The 20,494-nt window shown below is 64.9% G+C and carries 20 protein-coding genes and 1 riboswitch; of the genes, 11 read left to right on the top strand and 9 right to left on the bottom strand.

All coding sequences use genetic code 11. The features are described from left to right. Positions 1–25: 25 nt before the first annotated feature. From L284_RS28750 to L284_RS28760, 3 genes are read left to right on the top strand one after another with little or no spacing between them, the layout of a single operon-like run. Complete coding sequence (locus tag L284_RS28750) at positions 26–1,093, top strand: glycosyltransferase (RefSeq protein WP_327194200.1); 1,068 nt, start codon at positions 26–28, stop codon at positions 1,091–1,093. A 32-nt stretch (positions 1,094–1,125) separates the two neighbouring features. After that, positions 1,126–1,674, top strand: coding sequence for a polysaccharide biosynthesis/export family protein (locus L284_RS28755; RefSeq protein ID WP_021232745.1), 549 nt, complete (start codon positions 1,126–1,128; stop codon positions 1,672–1,674). Between the two features lie 11 nt (positions 1,675–1,685). Then, entirely contained in the window at positions 1,686–2,981 is a 1,296-nt protein-coding gene (locus L284_RS28760) for a glycosyltransferase family 4 protein (protein WP_021232746.1), read from the top strand. 21 nt (positions 2,982–3,002) lie between these two features. On the opposite strand, the gene pnuC is transcribed toward L284_RS28760, so the two are convergent. The 3 genes from pnuC to L284_RS28775 form a co-directional block, all read right to left on the bottom strand. After that, on the bottom strand, positions 3,003–3,563 hold the full coding sequence (gene pnuC / locus L284_RS28765) for a nicotinamide riboside transporter PnuC (protein WP_021232747.1): 561 nt from the start codon (positions 3,561–3,563) through the stop codon (positions 3,003–3,005). After that, positions 3,563–4,657 (bottom strand): phosphotransferase enzyme family protein, encoded by a 1,095-nt coding sequence (locus tag L284_RS28770; protein ID WP_031341524.1) that lies wholly within the window; start codon positions 4,655–4,657, stop codon positions 3,563–3,565. The genes pnuC and L284_RS28770 overlap by 1 nt, the downstream gene beginning before the upstream one ends. 80 nt (positions 4,658–4,737) lie before the next feature. Then, a complete protein-coding gene (locus L284_RS28775; protein ID WP_040712505.1) occupies positions 4,738–7,020 on the bottom strand; it encodes a TonB-dependent receptor in 2,283 nt (760 codons plus the stop codon). Between the two features lie 67 nt (positions 7,021–7,087). Beyond that, positions 7,088–7,197: riboswitch (TPP riboswitch) on the bottom strand. Between the two features lie 395 nt (positions 7,198–7,592). Here L284_RS28775 and epsC point away from each other — a divergent pair. Continuing rightward, positions 7,593–8,555, top strand: coding sequence for a serine O-acetyltransferase EpsC (gene epsC, locus L284_RS28780; RefSeq protein WP_052018320.1), 963 nt, complete (start codon positions 7,593–7,595; stop codon positions 8,553–8,555). A 279-nt stretch (positions 8,556–8,834) separates the two neighbouring features. After that, positions 8,835–9,545, top strand: coding sequence for a prephenate dehydrogenase/arogenate dehydrogenase family protein (locus tag L284_RS28785; RefSeq protein ID WP_021232751.1), 711 nt, complete (start codon positions 8,835–8,837; stop codon positions 9,543–9,545). Here L284_RS28785 and L284_RS28790 read toward each other — a convergent pair. Genes L284_RS28790 through L284_RS28800 form a run of 3 tightly spaced genes read right to left on the bottom strand, consistent with a single transcriptional unit; the run spans position 9,535 to position 12,706 of the window. Further along, a complete protein-coding gene (locus L284_RS28790; protein ID WP_021232752.1) occupies positions 9,535–10,425 on the bottom strand; it encodes an exonuclease domain-containing protein in 891 nt (296 codons plus the stop codon). The genes L284_RS28785 and L284_RS28790 overlap by 11 nt on opposite strands. A 57-nt stretch (positions 10,426–10,482) precedes the next feature. After that, positions 10,483–11,259 carry a ThuA domain-containing protein gene (locus L284_RS28795; RefSeq protein WP_031341529.1) on the bottom strand — a complete coding sequence of 259 codons (777 nt, stop codon included), beginning with the start codon at positions 11,257–11,259 and terminating at the stop codon, positions 10,483–10,485. A 4-nt stretch (positions 11,260–11,263) separates the two neighbouring features. Next, positions 11,264–12,706 (bottom strand): aromatic ring-hydroxylating oxygenase subunit alpha, encoded by a 1,443-nt coding sequence (locus tag L284_RS28800; RefSeq protein WP_021232754.1) that lies wholly within the window; start codon positions 12,704–12,706, stop codon positions 11,264–11,266. A gap of 149 nt (positions 12,707–12,855) precedes the next feature. On the opposite strand from L284_RS28800, the gene L284_RS28805 reads away from it, so the two are divergent. The 6 genes from L284_RS28805 to L284_RS28830 all read left to right on the top strand — a co-directional run bounded on the left by L284_RS28805 (position 12,856) and on the right by L284_RS28830 (position 18,069). Continuing rightward, on the top strand, positions 12,856–13,635 hold the full coding sequence (locus tag L284_RS28805) for an SDR family NAD(P)-dependent oxidoreductase (protein WP_021232755.1): 780 nt from the start codon (positions 12,856–12,858) through the stop codon (positions 13,633–13,635). Then, positions 13,632–14,450 carry a glucose 1-dehydrogenase gene (locus L284_RS28810; RefSeq protein WP_021232756.1) on the top strand — a complete coding sequence of 273 codons (819 nt, stop codon included), beginning with the start codon at positions 13,632–13,634 and terminating at the stop codon, positions 14,448–14,450. Before L284_RS28805 ends, L284_RS28810 begins: the two co-directional genes overlap by 4 nt. A 25-nt stretch (positions 14,451–14,475) precedes the next feature. Then, the gene (locus L284_RS28815; RefSeq protein ID WP_021232757.1) at positions 14,476–15,267 is read left to right on the top strand and encodes an SDR family NAD(P)-dependent oxidoreductase; all 792 of its coding nucleotides are present in this window, start codon (positions 14,476–14,478) and stop codon (positions 15,265–15,267) included. Between the two features lie 68 nt (positions 15,268–15,335). Beyond that, a complete protein-coding gene (locus L284_RS28820) occupies positions 15,336–16,997 on the top strand; it encodes an FAD-dependent oxidoreductase (RefSeq protein ID WP_021232758.1) in 1,662 nt (553 codons plus the stop codon). 178 nt (positions 16,998–17,175) lie between these two features. Beyond that, positions 17,176–17,685 (top strand): VOC family protein, encoded by a 510-nt coding sequence (locus L284_RS28825; RefSeq protein WP_031341530.1) that lies wholly within the window; start codon positions 17,176–17,178, stop codon positions 17,683–17,685. A gap of 12 nt (positions 17,686–17,697) precedes the next feature. Continuing rightward, complete coding sequence (locus L284_RS28830; RefSeq protein WP_021232760.1) at positions 17,698–18,069, top strand: putative quinol monooxygenase; 372 nt, start codon at positions 17,698–17,700, stop codon at positions 18,067–18,069. Here the strand turns inward: L284_RS28830 and L284_RS28835 are convergent. Genes L284_RS28835 through L284_RS28845 form a run of 3 tightly spaced genes read right to left on the bottom strand, consistent with a single transcriptional unit; the run spans position 18,050 to position 20,345 of the window. Further along, a complete protein-coding gene (locus tag L284_RS28835) occupies positions 18,050–18,478 on the bottom strand; it encodes a nuclear transport factor 2 family protein (protein ID WP_021232761.1) in 429 nt (142 codons plus the stop codon). The two genes, L284_RS28830 and L284_RS28835, sit on opposite strands and share 20 nt — an antisense overlap. Next, on the bottom strand, positions 18,475–19,791 hold the full coding sequence (locus tag L284_RS28840) for an aromatic ring-hydroxylating oxygenase subunit alpha (RefSeq protein WP_021232762.1): 1,317 nt from the start codon (positions 19,789–19,791) through the stop codon (positions 18,475–18,477). The genes L284_RS28835 and L284_RS28840 overlap by 4 nt, the downstream gene beginning before the upstream one ends. Then, the gene (locus L284_RS28845; RefSeq protein ID WP_021232763.1) at positions 19,788–20,345 is read right to left on the bottom strand and encodes a nuclear transport factor 2 family protein; all 558 of its coding nucleotides are present in this window, start codon (positions 20,343–20,345) and stop codon (positions 19,788–19,790) included. The genes L284_RS28840 and L284_RS28845 overlap by 4 nt, the downstream gene beginning before the upstream one ends. Positions 20,346–20,494 lie beyond the last annotated feature (149 nt).

The raw sequence follows: 20,494 nt of genomic DNA on the forward strand, positions 1-20,494 counted from the left end.
CCTGGTCCACTACTGGTTGGTATCCATGCGCGGAGGAGAGCGCGTGCTGGAGCGTCTCCTGGATTTGTTTCCCCACGCAGATATTTTTACCCATGTCTATGTGCCGGAGCGCGTATCTCAGAAGATCCGCTCCGCGAACGTTCGCCAGACATTCATCGGTACCTTGCCGGGCGCGCGAAAGCATTATCAGAAGTACCTGCCCTTCATGCCTATGGCGCTGGAGGAACTCGATCTGCGGGACTACGATCTCATCATCAGCAGCGAGTCAGGCCCGGCAAAAGGCGTCATTGCAAATCCAGATGCGCTGCATCTTTGCTACTGTCACTCGCCCATGCGGTACTTGTGGGATCACTATCACGACTACAAGTCATCCGCCGGCAATCTCGGCAGACTGATGATGCCGTCCCTGTTCCACCGCCTTCGACAATGGGATGTCAATTCGGCCCGACGGATCGACGGTATCCTCGCGAACAGTTCGTTCGTTCAGCGCCGCATCCGCAAGACATGGGGGCGCGATGCCGCCGTGGTTCATCCGCCGGTCGCGGTCGATTCCTTTCGCCCGTCTTCCCAGCTCAGCGACCGCTATCTCTGGGTCAGCCAAATGACGCCGTACAAGCGCGCGGACATCGCCCTGGAAGCCTTCAATCGGCTGGGAGTGCCCGCGTTGATGGTGGGGGACGGCGAGATGTACAAGACCATCGCCGCAGGAGCGGGACGGAATGTCGAAGTTCGCAAACACTTGTCCTTCGACGAACTGAAGCAGGCCTATGCAACAGCCAAGGCTCTGGTGTTTACGCCGGAGGAGGATTTCGGGATCGTTCCCGTCGAGGCCAACGCCTCCGGGCGGCCGGTGATCGCGTTCGGTCGAGGCGGCGTTACGGACTCCATCGTCGATGGGCAGACGGGCCTATTTTACCGTGACCAGACGGTTGAGGCCCTTTGCGACGCTATCCGCCGGTTCGAAGGATGGCTTCCTTGCTTCCAACCCGAAGTGGCGACGGCCAACGCACGCCGGTTTGCACCCGAAGTGTTCGATAGCGGCATCATCGATGCACTCAAAGGTCTTCGTGCTTCCATCGGACGTGTCGCCTGATGACGCGCGCATTTTCTTTTGCAGGAGATTTGATGGTGAAACGATCCCTGGTGCTCGCTTTGGGCTGTCTGATCTCGGCTTGCGCATCGCCGCCGAAGACCGAACTGCCCCGTGTCGGCCTGGTTCAACAGACGCTGGCACCGGGCGACCGGCTCAAGCTCGATGTCTATCGCGAGGAAAACCTCTCCGGGGAATATGTCGTCAATGATGAAGGCAATCTGGTGCTGCCGCTTGCCGGGACGATCAAGGCCGCCGGCAAGACCTTGCCTGACATGCGGCGGGAACTGACGGCCTTGCTCAGCGAAGGCTATGTGCGCGATGCAAGGATCACCCTGGATATCGTCACGTACCGCCCCATCTACATCCTGGGAGAGGTCCAGAAGCCTGGCGAATACACGTTTGCGGAAGGCATGTCGGTTTTCGCGCTGGTCGCCAAGGCCGGAGGCTTTACATATCGCGCGAACCGGAACGTGGCCTACGTAAGGCATTCGAAGGATGGTCAGGAACAAGCATACCGACTAGACAGCGGAGCCGCGGTTCTCCCGGGCGATACCATCCGCATCGGTCCGCGCTTCTTTTGACGGCGCGGTCGATGACGCAGCCCCGTATAGATCGGGTCGTGCTGCTGCACGACTATAGCCAAGCGCTGGGGGGGGCTTCGCATCTGGTCCAGATTCTTCTGGACGGGCTGCGAGCGCGCGATCTGCCCGTCACTTTCCTTGCAGGCGATGACGGCCGAAATTTTCACCGGGGTGACGTGGAGTTCATCCCGCTTCACGGCAAGGCACTGCTGGAACGATCCAGCCTGGGTGCGTTTACGTCAGGGTTCATCAACCCACCCTCGTTCCTGCGCCTGCGCCGATGGATTACACGGCACGATACCCCCGGCACGGTCTACCACCTTCATGGCTGGTCGAAGATATTGACCCCTGCAATATTCGGCGCGCTGCGCCAGGTATCGCAGCGCACGATCCTGCACGCGCATGACTATTTCAACGGTTGTCCCAATGGCGCCTTCTTCGACTATGCCAGAGAGGAAGACTGTGCCTTGCCTCCCCTCTCCCGGTCCTGTCTGACTCGTCAGTGCGACAAGGCTTCCTATGCGCAGAAACTCTGGCGGTCGGCCCGTGAAACGGCGCGGCGGATTGCTCTGCCCGGCGGCACCAACGTCAATCGCATGCTGCTGATCCATCCCGGTCAAGCCGACGCGTTCAAGCTGGCGGATTGGCCTTCCGACAAGCTGGCCGCGGTGCGCAATCCGGTCACGCCGCTCACGGCCCACCGCGTTCGGGCGGAAGGAAACTTCGGCGTTCTGTTCATCGGCAGAATATCGAAGGAAAAAGGAGCGGACCTGGCTGCTGCCGCTGCCGCGCGCGCCGGCATTCCGATTACCTTCGTGGGTGACGGCAGCGAAATGGATCTCGTCAGGAAGCTCAATCCCGCTGCGGTGCTTCTCGGGCGGCAGGATCGCCAAGGCATGGCGCAGGCCATCTCCACAGCGCGGGTGGCGGTCATGCCCAGCCGATGGGCGGAACCGTTCGGTCTGGTCGCGCTGGAGGCGATCGGCTCAGGCGCGCCGGCCATCATCAACCACCGCGCGCTGATCGCAAGCGAAGTGGCGCAGCGCGGCTTCGGACTTTCCATCGACACTGGCGATGTTGACAGGTTCGCGCAGGCGCTGCTCGATCTTCATGGGGACGACGATCGCATCAGCCGGATGTCTCATGCCGGTCACGCCGGATACCTGAGCCTTTGCAATACGCCGGATGATTGGGTTGCCCGCATTGTTGATCACTACCGAGCGGTTCTCGCTGGACCCGCCGTTCAGAAATGCCATGAAGCTGCCGGTACAACGCCATGCTCACCGCCTTCCGGGCACGGTGCGTGAGTGGACCGCCGTCTGGTCGCATCAGCTTTCCCTGCGCGACCGCTGCCAGCGACGATACCCCGTCACGGCAAGGCCGACCATGGCGGCGTAAAGGCCGGCCGTAAGCCACAGTTCCTTGATGACGAACATGCCCACATAGAGCACGTCCACCACGATCCACAGCAGCCAGCTGGCCGCATGGCGCCGTGCCGTCCAATATTGCGCCACCAGGCTGAAACTGCTGAGCGCGGAATCCATCCAGGGCAGCGCAGCGTCGGTGTAACGGCTGGTCGTCCAGCCGATCGCGAGGGCTCCCGCCGTGCCCGCGGCGAGACCTGCAACGGCGCGCATGGGCGGCATTGGATTGACGACCACTTCCCCTATGGCGTTCCGCCCCCGCGCCCAGACGCTCCAGCCATAAAGGATGGCAAGGCCGAACAGCGCTTGCAGCACCATGTCCGAGTAGAGCCGCACATCGAGAAACAGCTTGAAATAGAGCGCACAGGCCGCAAGATTGACCGGCCAGCAGAGCAGTTGGCGCCGTGCCGTCAACCAGATGCCGAGAAAGCTCACGGCAACGGCGATGATCTCCAGCCACGACATCATGCCGCTGTTCGGCCTCCCAGCTCTCGCAAGAAACTCTGCCCGGTGGGAGAGAGGAACCATTCGGCATGACCTATGAGATAGGACTGCCAGGCCAGTTCGGCCTGATCCCTGTCGCCGAGTATCCCGGCGAAGTAGTCGATCTCCGACAGCGCGAATTCGACATGGACAAGCGGCAGCACGGCGACGAGATCGGCTATGTCCACGCGCGACAGCGGAAGGACCGATCCATAGCCCGCCAGCAAGGCGTTCGCCGCTGCCGCGTCGGGCACGGGGTCGCCGTCCAGCCACGGAATGGCCGTTCGCTCGATCGCGGTGGCAAGATCGTGCAGTGCGCAGGTCTTCGTGGCCAATCCGAAATCGAATACCGCGCTTACGGCACCTTGGGCCGACCAGAGCAAGTTGGAAGGATGCCAATCGCCATGGCTCCACAAGGGAGGCTGGCAAGCAAGCCGCGCCGCCAGTCCTGTGCCGAGCGCCGCGAAAAGGCGGGACAGTTCCTGAAGCCAGGACCCGCCGGCCAGGAAGGCGGAGAGCGCCGGGCGAGCCGCGACATAGGCCTGTGCCGCTGCCTGGGGATCGGACGAGGGCAGAATCGAGAAGCTGGCAACCAGCGGATGCGCGCCTCGCGCCGGGGCTGCGAAGTTGCCGGCCGCGCGGTGCAGCCGGGCGAGCGCGGCGCCTGCCTCATAGGCATGGCCATGCGACAAGAACGGCGTCCAGGATTGCCGGTCACGGTAGAGGTCGCGGCCGGATGCCCGGGCATGCAGTTCGTAGACCTGATCGCCGCATGTGACGGAATGGGAGCCGTCCCGCGCCGCGATCACTTCCGGCACCGGCTGGCCTGCCGCGCGAAGGTGGGCCATGAACGCATGTTCCTCTGCCAGCGCCGCAGGGCTGCGCAGCCGGTGATGGTGCCGCTTCAGGAAGAACGTGCCGCGATCGGTCTCGACGAGCGTCGCGGCCGAGAAGGGGCGCGGCGAATGCCAGCGCAGCGCCGCCAGGTGCCCGGCGCCGACAAAGCGCGCCAGCACGGCTTCGGCCTCCTCGTCCGTGATTGCCGGCCAGGCGGGCGCCTCCAGCGCCGTGCCCATTCCGTGCACGAGGTGGCCGTGCACGAGATGGCCGTGCACGGGATCGCCCTGCGCAGGGTGCGCCGCCGCGCCGCTCACGATCAGAAAGCGCGGCTGAGCGTTGCCACGAACGCGCGCCCGCTTCCCACGTAGTAGGTCGGCGCTGCCCCGGAAATCAAGATGCCCCCGCGGCCGATGGTGTCCCTTGCGTTGGTGCCGACTGCCTGCACGCCCGACAGCACGCGCGGGTTCGTGAGGTTGATGGCATTGAGGCGCAAGTCCATGCGCTGGGCGTCGATCAATCCGGCGAGATGGACGCCGATCGACAGATCCAGCGTGGCATAGCCCTTGATGCTTTCGTCATTCATGAACGTGGCATATTGGCGGCCGACGTATTTCAGTGCGGTGCTGCCGAACAGCCGGCCATCGTCGTAAGTGCTGCCCATGGCGAACTGGAAGCTGGGTGCAGATACCGCGCGTTTGCCTTTGGTCGGCAGAACGTCTGCCCCCACGGCCAGATCGTCGTCGAGCCTTGCATGCAGATACTCGCCTGAAAGATAGACGCTCATGCCTTTGGCGGGGCGGTAGTCGATCTCGGCATCGAGGCCGTAGGAAGTCTGGCTGCCGCCGTTGATGGTCGAGTTGACCAGCGCGCCGCCGCTGTTCACCACGGTCGCGACCTGGCGGTTGCGGAAGTGGTAGTGGAAGCCCGTCACGGAAAACGACAGGCTCGGCCCGATGTACCGATAACCCAGCTCCTGCGAGACGGAGTATTCGTTCTTGAGGTTCGTGGTGCCCGCGCCGACGATCTCGCCGCCGTAATAGCTGTTGTAGAGTGCGAATTCGTTGGGTGTGCGGAAGCTGGTGGTGATGTTCGCGAAAAGCTGCTGGCGATCGTCCAGCCGGTAGTGGACGGCGGCGCGCGGCAGCGCGGCGAAGCTGTTGGTCCGCACCGTCTGCTGCGGTCCCGGCAGGAAGTTGCGGCCTTTGCGCAGCACGCCCACGCCCTTGAACCCGAGATCGACCACCAGGCGCGGTGTGAGGGTCACGCTGTCGGCCAGGAAGAACGCCTTGGTCACGGTTTTCGTGCGCGCGTTCTCGTATGCGAGCAGGCGGCCATCGGCCGTACGGATCGCCCTGCGCTGATAACCCCATTGGTCCAGCGGACGCCCTCCGGCATCGATCGAAGTGTAGGACTGCGTCACGCGGTCGGTGCCGTAGTCGAACCAGAGCCCCGCCGTGATCCGGTGCGCCCCCGCCTCGAACGTCAGCTTGCCGACATCGCCGACGCGGAATTGCTTGCCGGTCCAGTTGCCCAGCACCGTCGCCGTTCCATCCATCGCACCGGGAAGCGCGACCGGTTGCGTCAGTTCCTCGGTACCGAGGAAATTGCCGGTCTCGGTCAGCTCGGTGCCGTAGGGAGCATTGCCATGGCCGAACTGGAGGTAGGCACTGCTGTCGAAGGCCAGCCCGTCGCCGAGCTTCAGGTGGAGCGGCGCGGCGACATAGAAGTTGCGGAACGGCGCGCGGTAGAGACGCCAGTAGTTGGTGCCATTCTCAGGGTCGTAGCGAGCGTCGTGGTTGAAGCCGCGCCCCTGCGCGTCCCAGTCGGCCAGGGTCGGGCTGGGATAGGCCGACGTCTTGGCATCGTTGTACGAGAAGGCCACGCTGGCCCGGTTGCCGTCGCCCCATTCGCCCAGCAGCTTTGCGTCGACATGCTGGCGCAAATCGTAGCCGGGACCGCGCCAGTTGTCCGCACGATTGTTGGAATAGGACACGAAGGCCTTGAGGCCGCTCGCGCCCAGGGTGCCGGTATCAAAGCGCACGAAGGCCCGGCGCTGATCGTAGGAGCCGACCGAAAGATTGATCAAGCCGCCCATGTCCGGCCGGGGATCGTCGAGCGAAAGCGAGAGCAACCCGCCCGCCGCTGCGACGACAGGCGCATCGATATCGGCGGCACCTTGAGCCAGGGCGATCTGGCGCACGTTCTCGGCATCGGCGAACTGCGAGGGATAGGCATAGAAGTAGCCGATGTCGTTCTGCGGCGCGCCTTCCATGACCACGCCGATCTGGTCCTGCCCGAGGCCCCGCAAGGTCAGGCTGGAACTGGTGGAAAGGCCATAGGGATCGCCCGAGGAGACGTTCGCGCCCGGCAGGAGGTTGACCAGCTGGAAGGCGTTGAGCGTTGGCGCCTGCTTGACGATGAAGTCGCTGGAAATCGCGCTGACGGCCTTCGGCGCGGTCTGGTCAGGCAACAGGCCTTCGGGATCGGGATGGCCGATCACCTCGATCCTGTCCGCCGTTTCCGCTGCCCGCTCGGCTGCTGGCGCCTCCTTGGCTTCTGCCAGAGCGGCCGGCGCAAGAAGCAGAGCCGGGATCGCCATCGCGGCGCTGCTCAGATAACGGAAATCGGTTTTCTTGGTCACGCGTCCACTCCACTCGGAGGGACAACGGGTCTGCCGCGGCCCTCCCTACGCCGGTGTCAACCGGATCAGGTTCAGCGGGTCGTGGTCTGCTGACCACCTCTCAGCCGCGCATCAGCGGCCCCCCGGGGATGAGCGGCCTCTAGGCTCTTGGGCGCCTCGTGGGAAGTGCCAATCGCGCGATGCCTGTGAAAGCGCAACCTGGCGTTTCGGCGGATCCAGATTTTCTATCACCTGTGACGATGCCGCTTTCTTGACGGGCGGTGCGTCTGTCCGAATAAGCGACAGGCGGACATCCGGTCGACGATGCCCGTCTGCGAACCTTGTCGGCCCGCGGCTTTTGATCGGGATGCAGCTTGCTCCGCGTAATCAACCGCTAAAGCGCGCGATGCTGGGGCGACAACGCCAAGCGTCGTGATCCCTCAGGACGAGGTGAAAACGATGCCTATACGAACGGCCGGCCCACTCGGCGCTTCCATCCCCTCGGCGCCCATCCTCCCCACGCAGGACCGGAGTGCACCGTCATGAGCGCGATGCCTGACGCAGCCGGGGTTCCCGGTCCTGACGAAGACTTCTGGAACGTCGAAGGCCTGGTCGCGGAACTGGCGCAGATCCGGCGGACATGGCGCTCGGCGCATAGCCAGCATGTCGAATACGGCGTCGAGGGATTCCCATCGCGGGTGCGCCTGGCGAAAGTCGCGGAGGAACTTTGCGGGGCGCTGTTTCCGCTCAGGCTCGGCCCCGATTTCGTGCGGCTGCACAACGAACAGACTTTCGTCACGCAGTCGCTGCAGATCGCTCTGAGCCGCCTGCAAGCGCAGATCCGGCTGGAACTGCACTATGCGGCGGCTGAAAAGCAGGAAGCGGAGCAGCGTGCCAACGCCATCGTCCTGGCTTTCTCCCGCCAATTGCCGGAGATCCGCCGTTCGCTGGATCTCGACATCGATGCCGCCTATCGCGGCGATCCGGCGGCGCGCAGCCTCGATGAAGTGCTCATCTGCTATCCCGGCTTGCTGGCCATCATCCATTACCGGCTGGCACATGCCCTGTACAACCTGGGCGCTCCGCTGGTGGCGCGTATCCTCTCGGAAATCGCCCATGGCGGGACCGGGATCGATATCCATCCCGCCGCACGGATCGGAAAGGGCTTCTTCATCGACCACGGCACCGGAGTCGTGGTTGGCGAAACGGCGATCGTGGGCGACAACGTGCGCCTCTACCAAGGCGTCACATTGGGCGCCAAGGACTTCGCTTCGGAGAGTTCCGGCGCGCTTGTGCGGGCTCAACCCCGCCATCCGATCGTAGAGGACGACGTGGTGATCTATGCCGCTGCGACGATCCTCGGGCGCGTGACCATCGGCAAGGGATCGGAGATCGGCGGCAATGTATGGCTGACGCACAGCGTACCGCCTTACAGCCGCGTATCGCAGGCGCGCGCCGTGGTCACCAGCAGCCAGACCGGCAATGCCGTGCCGCCGCCGGGACCGCTCAATTGAAAGGTGATGCGTCCCCTCCTGGCGCGCTCTGACCGGCATTGACAGGCCCGCGCCGAACGCTTAGCCGCAGCGCCATGACAAGGCCGCTCGCCATCGTGGGATCCTATTACTACCGCTGATCGGCGGTGAGCATCTTGTCGTTCTCAACCGCTGCGTAACCAGCGGTTGAACCTTTCCAGTCAGACCCACGGTTGCGTAGCCCAGATCGGAGCTACCCAGGTCGTGACAATCGTGGATTGTAGTCCGCCGCGGCATCGCCGTCCCTCTAGCCGCCCCACCTTGGGCATCATCGGATTCGGCGCCTTCGGACAGCTTACCGCGCGCTATCTGCTGCCCTACTTCCGCGTCCTCGCAACCGATCCCAGCCCGAATGGAGACACGGTGGGCGGCGTGATCATGACCGATCCGGCGAAAGTCTGCCGCTGCGATGTCGTCGTGATCGCGGTTCCCCTGTCGGCGCTTGCGGACGTTTGCCGCGCCATCGCGCCGCTGCTGCGGCCCGGTACCCTCGTCCTCGACGTCTGCTCGACCAAGATGCGGCCCGCCGAGATCCTGCTTGCCGAACTGCCGCCGCATGTCGATCTCGCGGCCACGCACCCGATGTTCGGCCCCCAGAGCATTCGGGCGGGCACGCGTGGGTTGAAGATGGTGATCTGCCCCCTGCGCGGCCGCTCCCCGCGGCGCATCGCCGCATTCCTGCGCAAGCGCTTCGGGCTGGCGATCGTCATGGTCTCCCCCGAGGAGCATGACCGCGAGGCAGCCTTCACACAGGGTCTCACGCATCTGATCGCCAGGATCCTGCTTCGCATGGAGCATCTGCCCGACCGGATCACCACCCGCAGCTTCGATCTGATCCGGCAGGCGGTCGAGATGGTGCGCCACGATGCCCCGGGCGTCAGCCAGGCCATCGAATCCAACCCTTATGCAGAGCAGGCGCGCGGCCTGTTCTTCGCGGAGATGGACGCCGTGCGCCGCGAATTCAGGCCCTGACCGGCCCGCGCCCGTCCGCGCCAAGGCGAGTGCGCAGTTCCGCTTCGGTGACGATGGCGACGCCGAGCTGCTCGGCCTTGCGATGCTGCGCCTCGGCCGTCACCCAGCGCCCGTAAGGCTGGCGCGCACTGATCACCAGCAGGGTAGTGGTCGCACCAACGGAGGTAAGCACGCGCGCGCCTGCTCCGGCCAAGAACTGCGCCAGCGCGCCGTCACGCGGTTCGCCCAGGATGGCCACGCGCTCACCCTTCAGCGGCCCCTCGTCTGCGGCGGACGGCGCCTTGCCGGGTTTGCCCGGCCTGGCCATCCAGCCTTGCAGGTCGATGCCCGTCTCCTCCATAGCCCGGACGATCACCATGCCCGCCGCCCGCGCGTCGCTGAGCGCGTCGTGATGCCGATGGCGAATGCCGAGATGGCGCGACAGCACGTTGAGGCGGTGGCTGGAAAGCTGCGGCCATGCGCGCTTCGCCACGCGAACGCTGTCGAGCCATGTGGTCTCGATCAGATCCAGTGCACCCAAGCGACACGCCGCCGACAGGGCGCCCTTGTCGAAATTGGAATGGGCGACCGTCACGCGGCCCGTCAGATGCCTGGAGATCACCCCATGGATGTCGCCGAAGGTCGGTTTGCCCGCCACATGCTCGGGCGAGATGCCATGGATGCGGATGTTGAACGTGGAAAATTCGTCACGAGGATCGACCAGCGTCTCAAAGGCGAAGATCTCGCGCCCCTGACGGAAGCCGACGATGCCGATCTGGCAGATGCTGCTGACCCGCGCGCAGGCGGTCTCGACGTCGACCACCACGAAATCGGGTTCTTCGGGATCAACGGTGCTGGCAGGAGCGGGAGCGAGAAGCGTATCCGAAGCCGGGAAGATCATCACCCCGCCTTAGCAGTTCGGGGCGGATAGCGCGAGAGCGTCGCGCAAAGAGCGGCTCTACGCCTCGCGTTGCTTGAGCCAGCCAATGCCCCGCCGCAGCAATTCGTAGAACACGGGAAGATCCCAGGCGCAGCGATCCACCGTCGGCCACCAGTCCAGCATGGGCTGCAGGTCGTAATGCCCCCGGCAGTGCCCCAGCGTGTTGTAGAGCACGGCGCCCCGGCCGTGCGCCTTGATATACATCACCGGGTGGGTGCCGATGGCGCCTGCCGCCTCGACGAAGCCGGTGCCTTCCTCGGTACATTCGGTTTCCAGCAGAACGTGCAGATCGCCGTGGCGCTCCATGTGGTAGAGTTCGTCGGTGGTGGCGAACGGCGCGATCCCCTGCACCAGCGGATGGCCGGGATCGGCCACGGTGACGGTATAAGGCGCGATCGGCGGATGGCTGATGAACTGGCTGCCCAGCAGGTCCATGAACAGCGGCGCCCAGCGCGGCGCGTCCCACAGGCCCGCGTCGCGGCCTTCCGCCAGCAGCCGCAGCACCGAATTGGTGCCGTGGAGCGCATACCAGCGCCCGCCCGCCGCCAACCAGTCCCGCAGCACCTCCTGCGCCGTCAGCGAGGGGGTGACGTCGCAGGTATAGGTGATCAGCACATGGGCGGATCGGATCGCGTCGAGGTTTTCGTAGTCTTCGAACACGCGGGTCCGCACTGCCGGATCCTCGGCCAGCAGCTTGAGCAGTTCCAGCCGGGCGAAGTCCATGTCGTGCCACACGCCGCCGCAGATCAACACGCAGTCGATACGCGGCGGGCGGGTCTCAGCGGTTTCGCTCATGCGGTCAGGCCATCCCTTCGGGCGTTGTCCGGCCCAGTTCGCCATGAATATATTTCATCAAGGTATCCTGGAACTGGCGGATGCGGATTTCCTGATAGTTGCCCAGGTTCACCTTGCCGGTCTTCGAGGCATGGAGACCCTCCTGCACGTAAGGCAGGTTGTCCATGTCCTGCTCGAACACGTCACCCAGGATGCCCAGTTCGGGGGCCTCGGTCCACTTCTGGTCCAGCCGCAGCATCTTGAGCGGCGCACCGCGCGGGATCGGCTGGCCTTTGGGTATGCGGGCCAGCACGCGCACTTCCATCACGCAGGTGTCCGGCGTCTTGCCGGGCAGCCAGTTGTAGACGATGTTCGGCATATAGCCGCCCCAGGGCGCGAAGTTGGGGAAGACGTTGTAGACCAGCGCGTCGAGCAGTTCGGCATCAGTGGCGTCGCCGTGGTCGTAGCCGGTGCTCTCGGTATAGGCCGCGCGCATCGCCGCGCCCAAGGCCGCGCGCGCGGTCACGCCTTCCGGCACCTGGATCGCCATGGGATTGGCGGAGGCTTCGCCTTCGTAGTTGTCGCCCGAACGGCCATTGTACTTGATGAACTCGTCGACGATCCACTGCTCGCCCTGGCCCTCTTGGATATGCGGGCTCATCACGCCGAACGGAACGAGGTTGACGTTCACGTTGTCGCCCCAGGTCCAGTAGGCGGCGTTGGAATCGCCGGTGAACGGCAGGAGCTGCGGGTGCGTGACGATGGTGTGCCAGGCCTCCATGAAGGCCTCCATCACCACCTTCCAGTTGGCCGGCACCTCCTTGGCCACGCGCATGACGCTGGCGCATTCCTCATGCCGCCAGCGCTTGAAGTGCTCGGGCAGCGGGGCCAGAAATTCCTCCAGGCTCGGCCCGCCCTTCTCTTCGCGAAGGAAGACGTAGCCCGCCCAGCGGCCCACTTCGGCTTCGGGCAAGTCGAGGTTCTGCTCCGAAAGGTGCGGGAAGTCCCACTGGCAAGGCATGGAGTCGAAACTGCCGTCCTTCTTCCACGCGAAGCCGTGGAACGGGCAGACGAACTTGTCGGCATGGCCTTCCTCGGTTCGCAGCTTGCGGCCGCGATGGAGGCAGACGTTGTGCATGGCCCGGATCGAACCATCGTCCTGCCGGCTGACGAGGTAGGAGCGCCCCGCGTTCTCGTAGACGATGAAGTCGCCGGGGTCGGGCAGATCTTCCTCCCGCGCCACGAACTGCCAGACGTAAGGCCACATGCGGTCGCGCTCCAGCTGCGCGAATTCGGCGCTGATGTAGCGTTCGGCAGGGATCGGGTCCGAGCCGCGATACGTGTAGCTCTCCTGCGTCAGGATCGCGGGGGCAGCCCGCGAATCCCGTGCCATGAGTTCGGCCCAGCTGATGCCCTCGCTGCGGTCTTCTCCCAGCGAAGCGCCCAATTCGGGGTCACGTTCGGCCATTGCTCCAAGGTCTCCCAACCGGTTTCGTTTTTCCCTGTTTGGGGCATGTCTGGACCGCTGGGAAGCCTGAGTCACCTTGCTCAAATCATAGGTTGCTCCGAAGCGAGGATCGGTCATGCTCTCCGCAACGAATATAACGGGAGAATGCCGTGAAGCGGCTGGAAGGCAAGGTGGCACTGGTCACCGGAGGAACCTCGGGCATCGGCGCGGGCGCGGTGCACAGGCTTCGCGCGGAAGGTGCGAAAGTGGTGTTCACCGGCTCCAACCGCAGTGCCGCGGACGAGGTCTGCGCCGCCACCGGGGCCGAATTCGTCAGCCACAACGTCCGCGACGGCGCCGCGTGGGATGCGCTCTCCGAACGGATCGAGCGCGATCACGGCCGCCTGGATTTCGCCTTCGCCAATGCCGGCACCGAGCACGGCGACGGCAGCGTCGAGGATATCACGCTGGACGGGTGGGAGAACGTCATCGGAGTCAACCAGACCGGCGCCATGCTCACCGTGCAGCACGCGATGCGCCTGATGTCCCGCAATCCGGGAGGGGCGGCCGGTTCGATCCTCGTCAACTCCTCGATGAATGCGCACCGGGCGATGGGCAATTTCGTGGCCTATTCGGTGTCCAAGGCGGCCGTCGTCGCGCTGGTGAAATCGGCGGCGGTCCATGCCGGCAATCGCAAGTACCGCATCCGCGTCAACGCCATCCTGCCCGGCGTGGTGGAGACGGCGCTGATCCGCAACCTGATCGACACCTCGGGCGATCCGACCGCCACCCGCGCCGCTTACGAGGGGCTCTCCCCGCTGGGCCGGATGGCGCGCGTGGAGGAGATCGCCGGACTGGTGGCCTGGTTCGCATCGGACGAATCGCAGTTCGTTTCGGGTAGCGAATACGTGATCGACGGGGCAAGCACGGCAGGGATGATGGGCGTATGAGCGATCTCGGTTCGCAGCGGCTGAAGGGCCGCGTGGCGCTGGTGTCCGGCGGCCTGCGCGGCATCGGCCTGGCCTGCGTGGAGCGCTTCCTGGCCGAAGGCGCGGAAGTGGTGCTGACCGATCTTGAGGCCGAAGACGGCACGCTCGTCGGCGAGACGCTGGGCAGGCTGGGACAGGCGGCCAGCTACGTGCGCGCCAACGTCACCAGCGAGGAAGACTGGGAGGCGGTGCTCGATGCCGTCACCCGGCGCCACGGCAAGCTGCATATCCTGGTGAACAACGCGGGTATCGACCTCACTGGTCCGATCGCCGAAACCTCGCTGGAGGGCTGGCGGCGGATCATGAGCATCAATGTCGACGGCGTGTTCCTCGGCGTGCGCACTTTCGTGCCGCTCATGGCCGCCAGCGGCGCGGAGGTCGCGGGCGGCGCCTCGATCATCAACGTCAGTTCGATCATGGGTCTCGTCGGCCTGAGCGAAGTCTCCGGCTACAACGCCAGCAAGGGCGCGGTGCGTCTGTTCACCAAGTCTATCGCGCTGGAGTTCGCCGAGAAGAAGATGCCGATCCGCGCCAACTCCCTGCATCCCGGCTTCGTGGTCACGCCCTTGCTCAAGGAAGGCTTCCAGCGCTGGGTGGACAAGGGCGTGGCGGAAAAACCGCAGGATCTGGTCGACCTGATGTCGAGCAGGACGCCGATCGGCCGCCTTGCCGATCCGTCCGAACTGGCCAGTGCCGCGTTTTTCCTGGCTTCGAGCGACAGCTCCTACATGACCGGCGCGGAACTGGTGATAGACGGCGGCTGGACGGCGCAATGACCTTGGAACGCGGAGAAACACGACCATGACCGCCCCCTCACCCGGCGCCCTTCCCGACACCATCGCCGTCGTCACCGGCGCGGCAGGCGGTATCGGCCGCGAGATCGTCAAGGCCATGAAGCTCGCCGGCGCCACCGTGATCGCCACCGACCTGAAGGACGGCGCGGAAGTCGACGGCGCCGACCATTACCTGAAGCACGACGTCACCGACGAAGCGGACTGGCGCGCGGTGGAGGCTCTGGTTCGCGAGAACTACGGCAGGCTCGACGTGCTGGTCAACAACGCCGGTTTCTCGATCGTCACCAAGTTCGAGGAAACGCCGCTTTCGGAGTTCCACCGGATCAACGCGATCAACGTCGATTCCGCGATCATCGGCACGCAGGTCCTGCTGGACCTGCTCAAGGCGGGTGGCAAGGCGCGAAAGGGCGGCGCTTCGGTGATCAACTTGTCCAGCGTCGGCGGCCTGCGCGGCGCGGCCTTCAATGCCGCCTATTGCGTCAGCAAGGCGGCGATCAAGATGCTGTCCAAGTGCCTCGGCGCGGAGTTCGCGGCGCTGAGGTACAACATCCGCGTCAATTCGGTGCACCCGGGCGGGATCGAGACGCCGATGCTGGCGTCGATAATGGACCGCTATGTCGAACTCGGCGCCTCGCCCTCGCGCGAGGCCTCGCTGGCCGCGATGAACACCACGCACCCGATCGGCCGCCTCGGCCGCGCGGAAGAGATGGCGGGGGGCGTCGTCTTCCTCGCCAGCGAGGCATCCAGCTTCATGACCTGCGACGAACTCGTGATGGACGGCGGGTTCAGTCAGGTATGATCCTGGCAGGTCTGATCCTGGCAGGTCTGATTTCATGAGGCCCTGAAGCGGCCATCGGGAGAGAGGCAATGACCAATACGGCATACGATCTCGTCGTGCTCGGTTCGGGCGCGGCGGGGCTGACGGCTGCACTGACGGCGGCCGAGCATGGCGCGAAAGTCCTCGTCGTCGAGAAGGGCGCGAAACTGGGGGGCACCTCGGCCTGGTCCGGCGGGCAGATCTGGATTCCCTGCAACCCGCACCAGCAGGCCTATGGCAAGGAAGACAGCCGCGACAAGGCGCTGACCTATCTCGCCTCCATGTCCAACGGATTGATCGAGCCGCAGATGGCAGAGGCCTACATCGACGGCGGGGTCGAGATGGTCGCCTTCCTCGAAGAACGCACGCCGGTGAAATTCATGGTGGTACCCGATTTCCCCGACTACCATCCCGAACAGCCCGGAGCGGCATCGCGCGGCGGCCGTACGCTGGAATGCGCCGTCTATCCCTATGGGGAGCTGGGAGAGTGGCGAGACCGGGTGGAAGTCTCCCCCTATTACTGGCCGCACGTCTACTTCACCGTGGGCGAGACCTCGTTGGCGCAGGCCGTGCCCGATCCGCTCGACCCGGCCGAGGCGAAGCGCCGCGCCGACAATGACGAGCGCGGGCTTGGCCATGCCCTCGTGGGCCGCCTGCTGCGCGGTTGCCTCGACCGGGGCGTGGAATTCCTGCTCGGCACTGGCGGCAAGGAGCTGCGGATCGAGCAAGGCGTCACTCGCGGCGTCGAACTGGACGACGGCACCGTGATCGACGCCCCGAACGTGATGCTGGCGACCGGCGGTTTCGAACACAATGAAGCCTTCAAGGCCGCCTTCCTGCGCGGCCCGCTGACCTCCCCCGTGTCGGTCGCCACCAATACCGGCGATGGCCTGCGCATGGCGATGAAAGCGGGAGCCATGCTTTCCTCGATGCGCGAGGCCTGGTGGATGCCGGTAGTGGAGGCCCCGCTCAACGCCATGGGGCGCATGCTCTTCACCGGCGAGCGGACTTTGCCCGGCACGATCATGGTCAACCGGACCGGCAAACGCTTCACCAACGAGGCCGCCAACTACAACGCCTTCGGCGCCGCGTTCCATGTGCAGGACCTCAATTCCTGCTCCTGGGCCAATCTCCCGGCCTGGTGCCTGTTCAACCAGGCATTCTACGACAAGTGGGGCTTCCTCGACACCCAGCTGATCGGCGTTGGCGACGGCGAGCACAAAAGAGAGCCGGCAGACTGGATCGCGCGGGGCGATACTCTGGCGCAGCTCGCCGAACAGCTCGGACTCCCGGCGGGCGCGCTGGAAGCCACGGTCGAGCGCTGGAACGCCATGGTGGAAAACGGCAAGGACGACGACTTCGGGCGGGGGGAGAGCTATTACGACCGCTATTGGGGCGACCCCGGGAACAAGGGGTGCAAGGAAGCTACCCTCGGCAAGATCGAGGGCGGGCCGTACTACGCCGCAGAGGTAAAGTCCGGCGCGCTCGGCACCAAGGGCGGCCCCAAGACCGACACGCTCGGCCGCGTGCTCGACGTGGACCTGAAGCCGATCGAGGGGCTTTACGCGGCGGGCAACGCCATGGGCTCGATGATGGGCATGACTTACGGCGGCGGCGGCGGCACGCTGGGACCGGGCATGGTCTTCGGCTATCTCGCGGGCCGGCACGCTGCCCAGCGCAACGTCCGCGCGGAAAGCACGGTAGCGGCATGAGCCCGCGCCCTCGTCACCACCTGCGTCGTCCCGGACTCGATCCGGGACCGCTGTCGGTCTTCAGGCGCACGCTGTCGAGACCCGCTTGGTCACGGTTGGCACTTGCCGGAAAACCGACGCGACCTTGCCAGCGGTCCCGGATCAAATCCTGGACGACGGCCTGCTGCGGAGCGATCCCATGACCAGCCCCCTGCCCGGCATCCTCGGCGTCCATCACATCGGCGTCTCCGTGCCCGACCTTGCCAAGGCGCGGCACTTCTACCTCGATATTCTCGGCGGCGTCGAGGAAGTGGAACCGCTGCGCTGGGCGGACAATCCCTTCATCGACGAGATCGTCGGTCTCGAAGGCAGCGCGGCGGAGCAGTTCTTCTGCCGCCTGGGCAACATGCAGATCGAAGTCTTCGAATATGCCGCGCCGAAGCAGAAGCAGAAGCAGGATCCGCGCCGGGGCGTCCACGAATATGGCTACACGCATATCGCACTGCAGGTGGAGGATCTGGCCGCCGTGCACGAGCGCATCGTGGCGGCGGGCCTGCCGGTTCACGCGCCGCCCGACCTGACGACGATCACGACCGACGCGGATGGCAGGAAGCACGGCTATTCGGGAACCTATTGCCGCGATTTCTTCGGCAACGTGTTCGAGATCCTGGAGATCCACGAGACCCCGGCGATCCGTCCGATCGCCTGAAAGGAACAGACCATGCGCATCATCGTAGCCGGAACCCTCCGCTTCGCCGGGGACGAAGTGCTTTGCTCCGAAATTATCCGCAGCGGCGCCGAGCACATCGTTTCCAGCCGAAAGGAGCAAGGCTGCGTTGCGTATAACTGGGCCGTCGATCCGCTCGATGCTGGCCTGATCCACGTCTACGAGGAATGGGAAAGCGAGCGAGCCCTGCTCGGCCACTTCGCGCACAGTTCCTATGCAGCGATGCGCGACCATCTCGGCCGCTACGAACTGACAGGCTTTGCTGTGCAGATCTATTCGGCCGCCGGTGTGGAACCGGTCTATGACGAAGACGGCTGGCCTCGAAGGGAAATCTTCGGCGTTAGCCTCAACCCTCCGGCGGGATGAGGAAATCCATCCTGTATTGCACGGCCTTCCAGCCCATCGCGGTACGCACCACGTCGAAGTAATAGCGCCCGTGCACCGTGATCCCGCCGCCGGCCTTGTACCGAGCCATGCCGGTCACATAGGCGCGGATCGAGGCCCGGTCGCCCGCATAGGCCGTAATCGCGAAGTTGCTCAGATAGTGCGCCTGGGCGGCGATGGCAGCGAAGGTGTCCTCGAAAAATCTCCGGATCGACGCGTGGCCCTGAAGCCTGGAGAATCCGACCCCGGAAAGGTCGAACACCGCATCCTCCACGAAAAGATCGAGAAGCGCGTCGACATTCTCCAGGCTATCCAACCCGTGGGCATAGGCCACGAGCAAATCCTGGATAGCCAGCCTGTCCTCCAGGGGGCACGGCGGCGTCAGGTTCACCCCTGCACCACATCGTTGAGCAGTTCGTGGAACCGCTGGACGCGCTTTTCCTGTCCCGGCAGGATGCAGCCCTTGAAGCCGCGCGAATTGAGGCCCTGCTGCTGGCTGGTGCCGATCGACAGGTCCTGATCGGCCACGAAGCCCACGGACACACCGTCGCCGTAGGTGGAATGGCGCGCGATGGCATCATGACGCAGGGGCACCGTGCCGAGCGGCGTCTCGACCTCGCGCATGCCGGCGATCGGCGGATAGAGGCACCAGTGCTGGAACACGCATTTCTCGGGATCGGTGGGATGCGGCTCGGTGCGCAGGACCTGCAACTGCTCCGGGCTCATGGTGAGCGTCAAGTTGGGGAACAGGGTGCAGTGGAAGTAGTCCACGAGTTGCTGGTCGCTCATCTGCGCGTAATTTGCGAAGCCCCGCTCCGGCCCCAGCCGGCGCTTGGCCTCGATCACGGCCGCGCGAAGGTCGCCCGTATGGCCGGCGTAATCGGCCGGGTCGATTCCCCAGGCGCGCGCCACCTGGTCGAGCGGCGCCGGGACCTCTGTCGTGTGATAATCCACGCGCGTCGTGGCCTGATGCCCCTTCATCCACATGGAGTTATGGCCGGAAGGGTACATCTCGAACAGCGTGTCCGGTAGTCCGTCGTTGATGAAAGTCGCCAGTTCCGGGTGGATCGTCGGCAGGTGGTAGCTCTCGTTGAAATTGTCGCGGATGATCTTCCAGTTGAACTCGCAGTCCGCCGATAGGTTGAGCACCCGCACCCAATTGTCGATGCCGTAGCCGGCCAGACGCTCCGGGAAGGGCGAGAGCCATTCGTGAAGCGGCGCCACGTCGTCGTCCATGCACCAGAACACGAACGGCCCCCAGGTCTCGCAGCGCAGTTCGGACAAGTGGACTTTGCCGCACGGACTGCCGCCCTCGAAATCGTCCGGGTCCTGCACTTTGATCAGAGTGCCGTCGAGATCGTAGGTCCAGTTGTGATAGCCGCAGGTTATGCGCGGCACGCTGGTGACGTCGGCCAGGATCAGCCGGTTTCCGCGATGCGGACAGGAATTGTAGAACGCGCGGATGGAATCGTCCTCCTGCCGCACCATGATCACCGATTCCTTGGCGAAATTGTGCCGGATCACGTCGCCCGGCTCCTCCAGGTCGGCCAGCACCCCGCCCAGGTGCCAGACCTTGGGCCAGAGATTCTTCATTTCGCCCGCCATCCATTCCTTCGAGATATAGCGGTCGGCCGTGATCGGATCGCCGCGCACCGGCGGATCGAATTCCTGCGAGTAGCGGGAAACCTTGCTCTGGAGGTTCATGATTTCAGTCCTGTCTGCCAAGCTTGGATATCGCTGGGATCCGCGCCGCGACGGCCGCCCCGCACGGCGCCGGGATTGGCGGCGAAGAAGTCGAGGGAGCCGGGATCGTCCTTGACCCAGTCGGTCACGAGCAGCCGCGCGGTGATACGCCACTCGCCGTCCCGGCAGGCATATTCATCGAGATAGCGCCCGGCGATGAAGAGGTCCCGCACGCCGCCCGCTTCGTCGCGCACGCCGTGCCAGGCCTGGAAATAGACCTCGCCCCGCGCGCTGTCGCCGGACACTTCGATGCGGTGCTGGCCGAGCAGGTGGTGGCTGGCCTCCATCGTGCCGAGGAAATCCTGGCAGAAGTCGACGAACTCGTCCGCCGTGCCTTTCATCAACCCGCAGTCGATCACGGCGTCGTCATGGAAAGCGCGGCGCTGGAGCGCCGCATCGAGCCGATCGAGCCCCCGCACGTAGCGCTGCGCCGCTTCGGCGATATCGCGCCGCGCGGCAAGATCGCGCAATTCTGCCGCGAAATCGGAGCCTTCCGCCGCCTGCGCCTCGGTCATGGTCTGCCTTCCTCTCCGCCCCGGCCTGCCTCCGCGGCAGATCTCGAGAGCTGTGCGATCGGTTCGAACCGACTCCCTTGACGGTTCTATGGTCCGGCGGCCCGGCTTCTCACCTGCCACTTCAGCTAGGCCGAGCAGAAAGGTCCGGG

This window comes from Novosphingobium lindaniclasticum LE124 (genome assembly GCF_000445125.1).
Classification (GTDB): domain Bacteria; phylum Pseudomonadota; class Alphaproteobacteria; order Sphingomonadales; family Sphingomonadaceae; genus Novosphingobium; species Novosphingobium lindaniclasticum.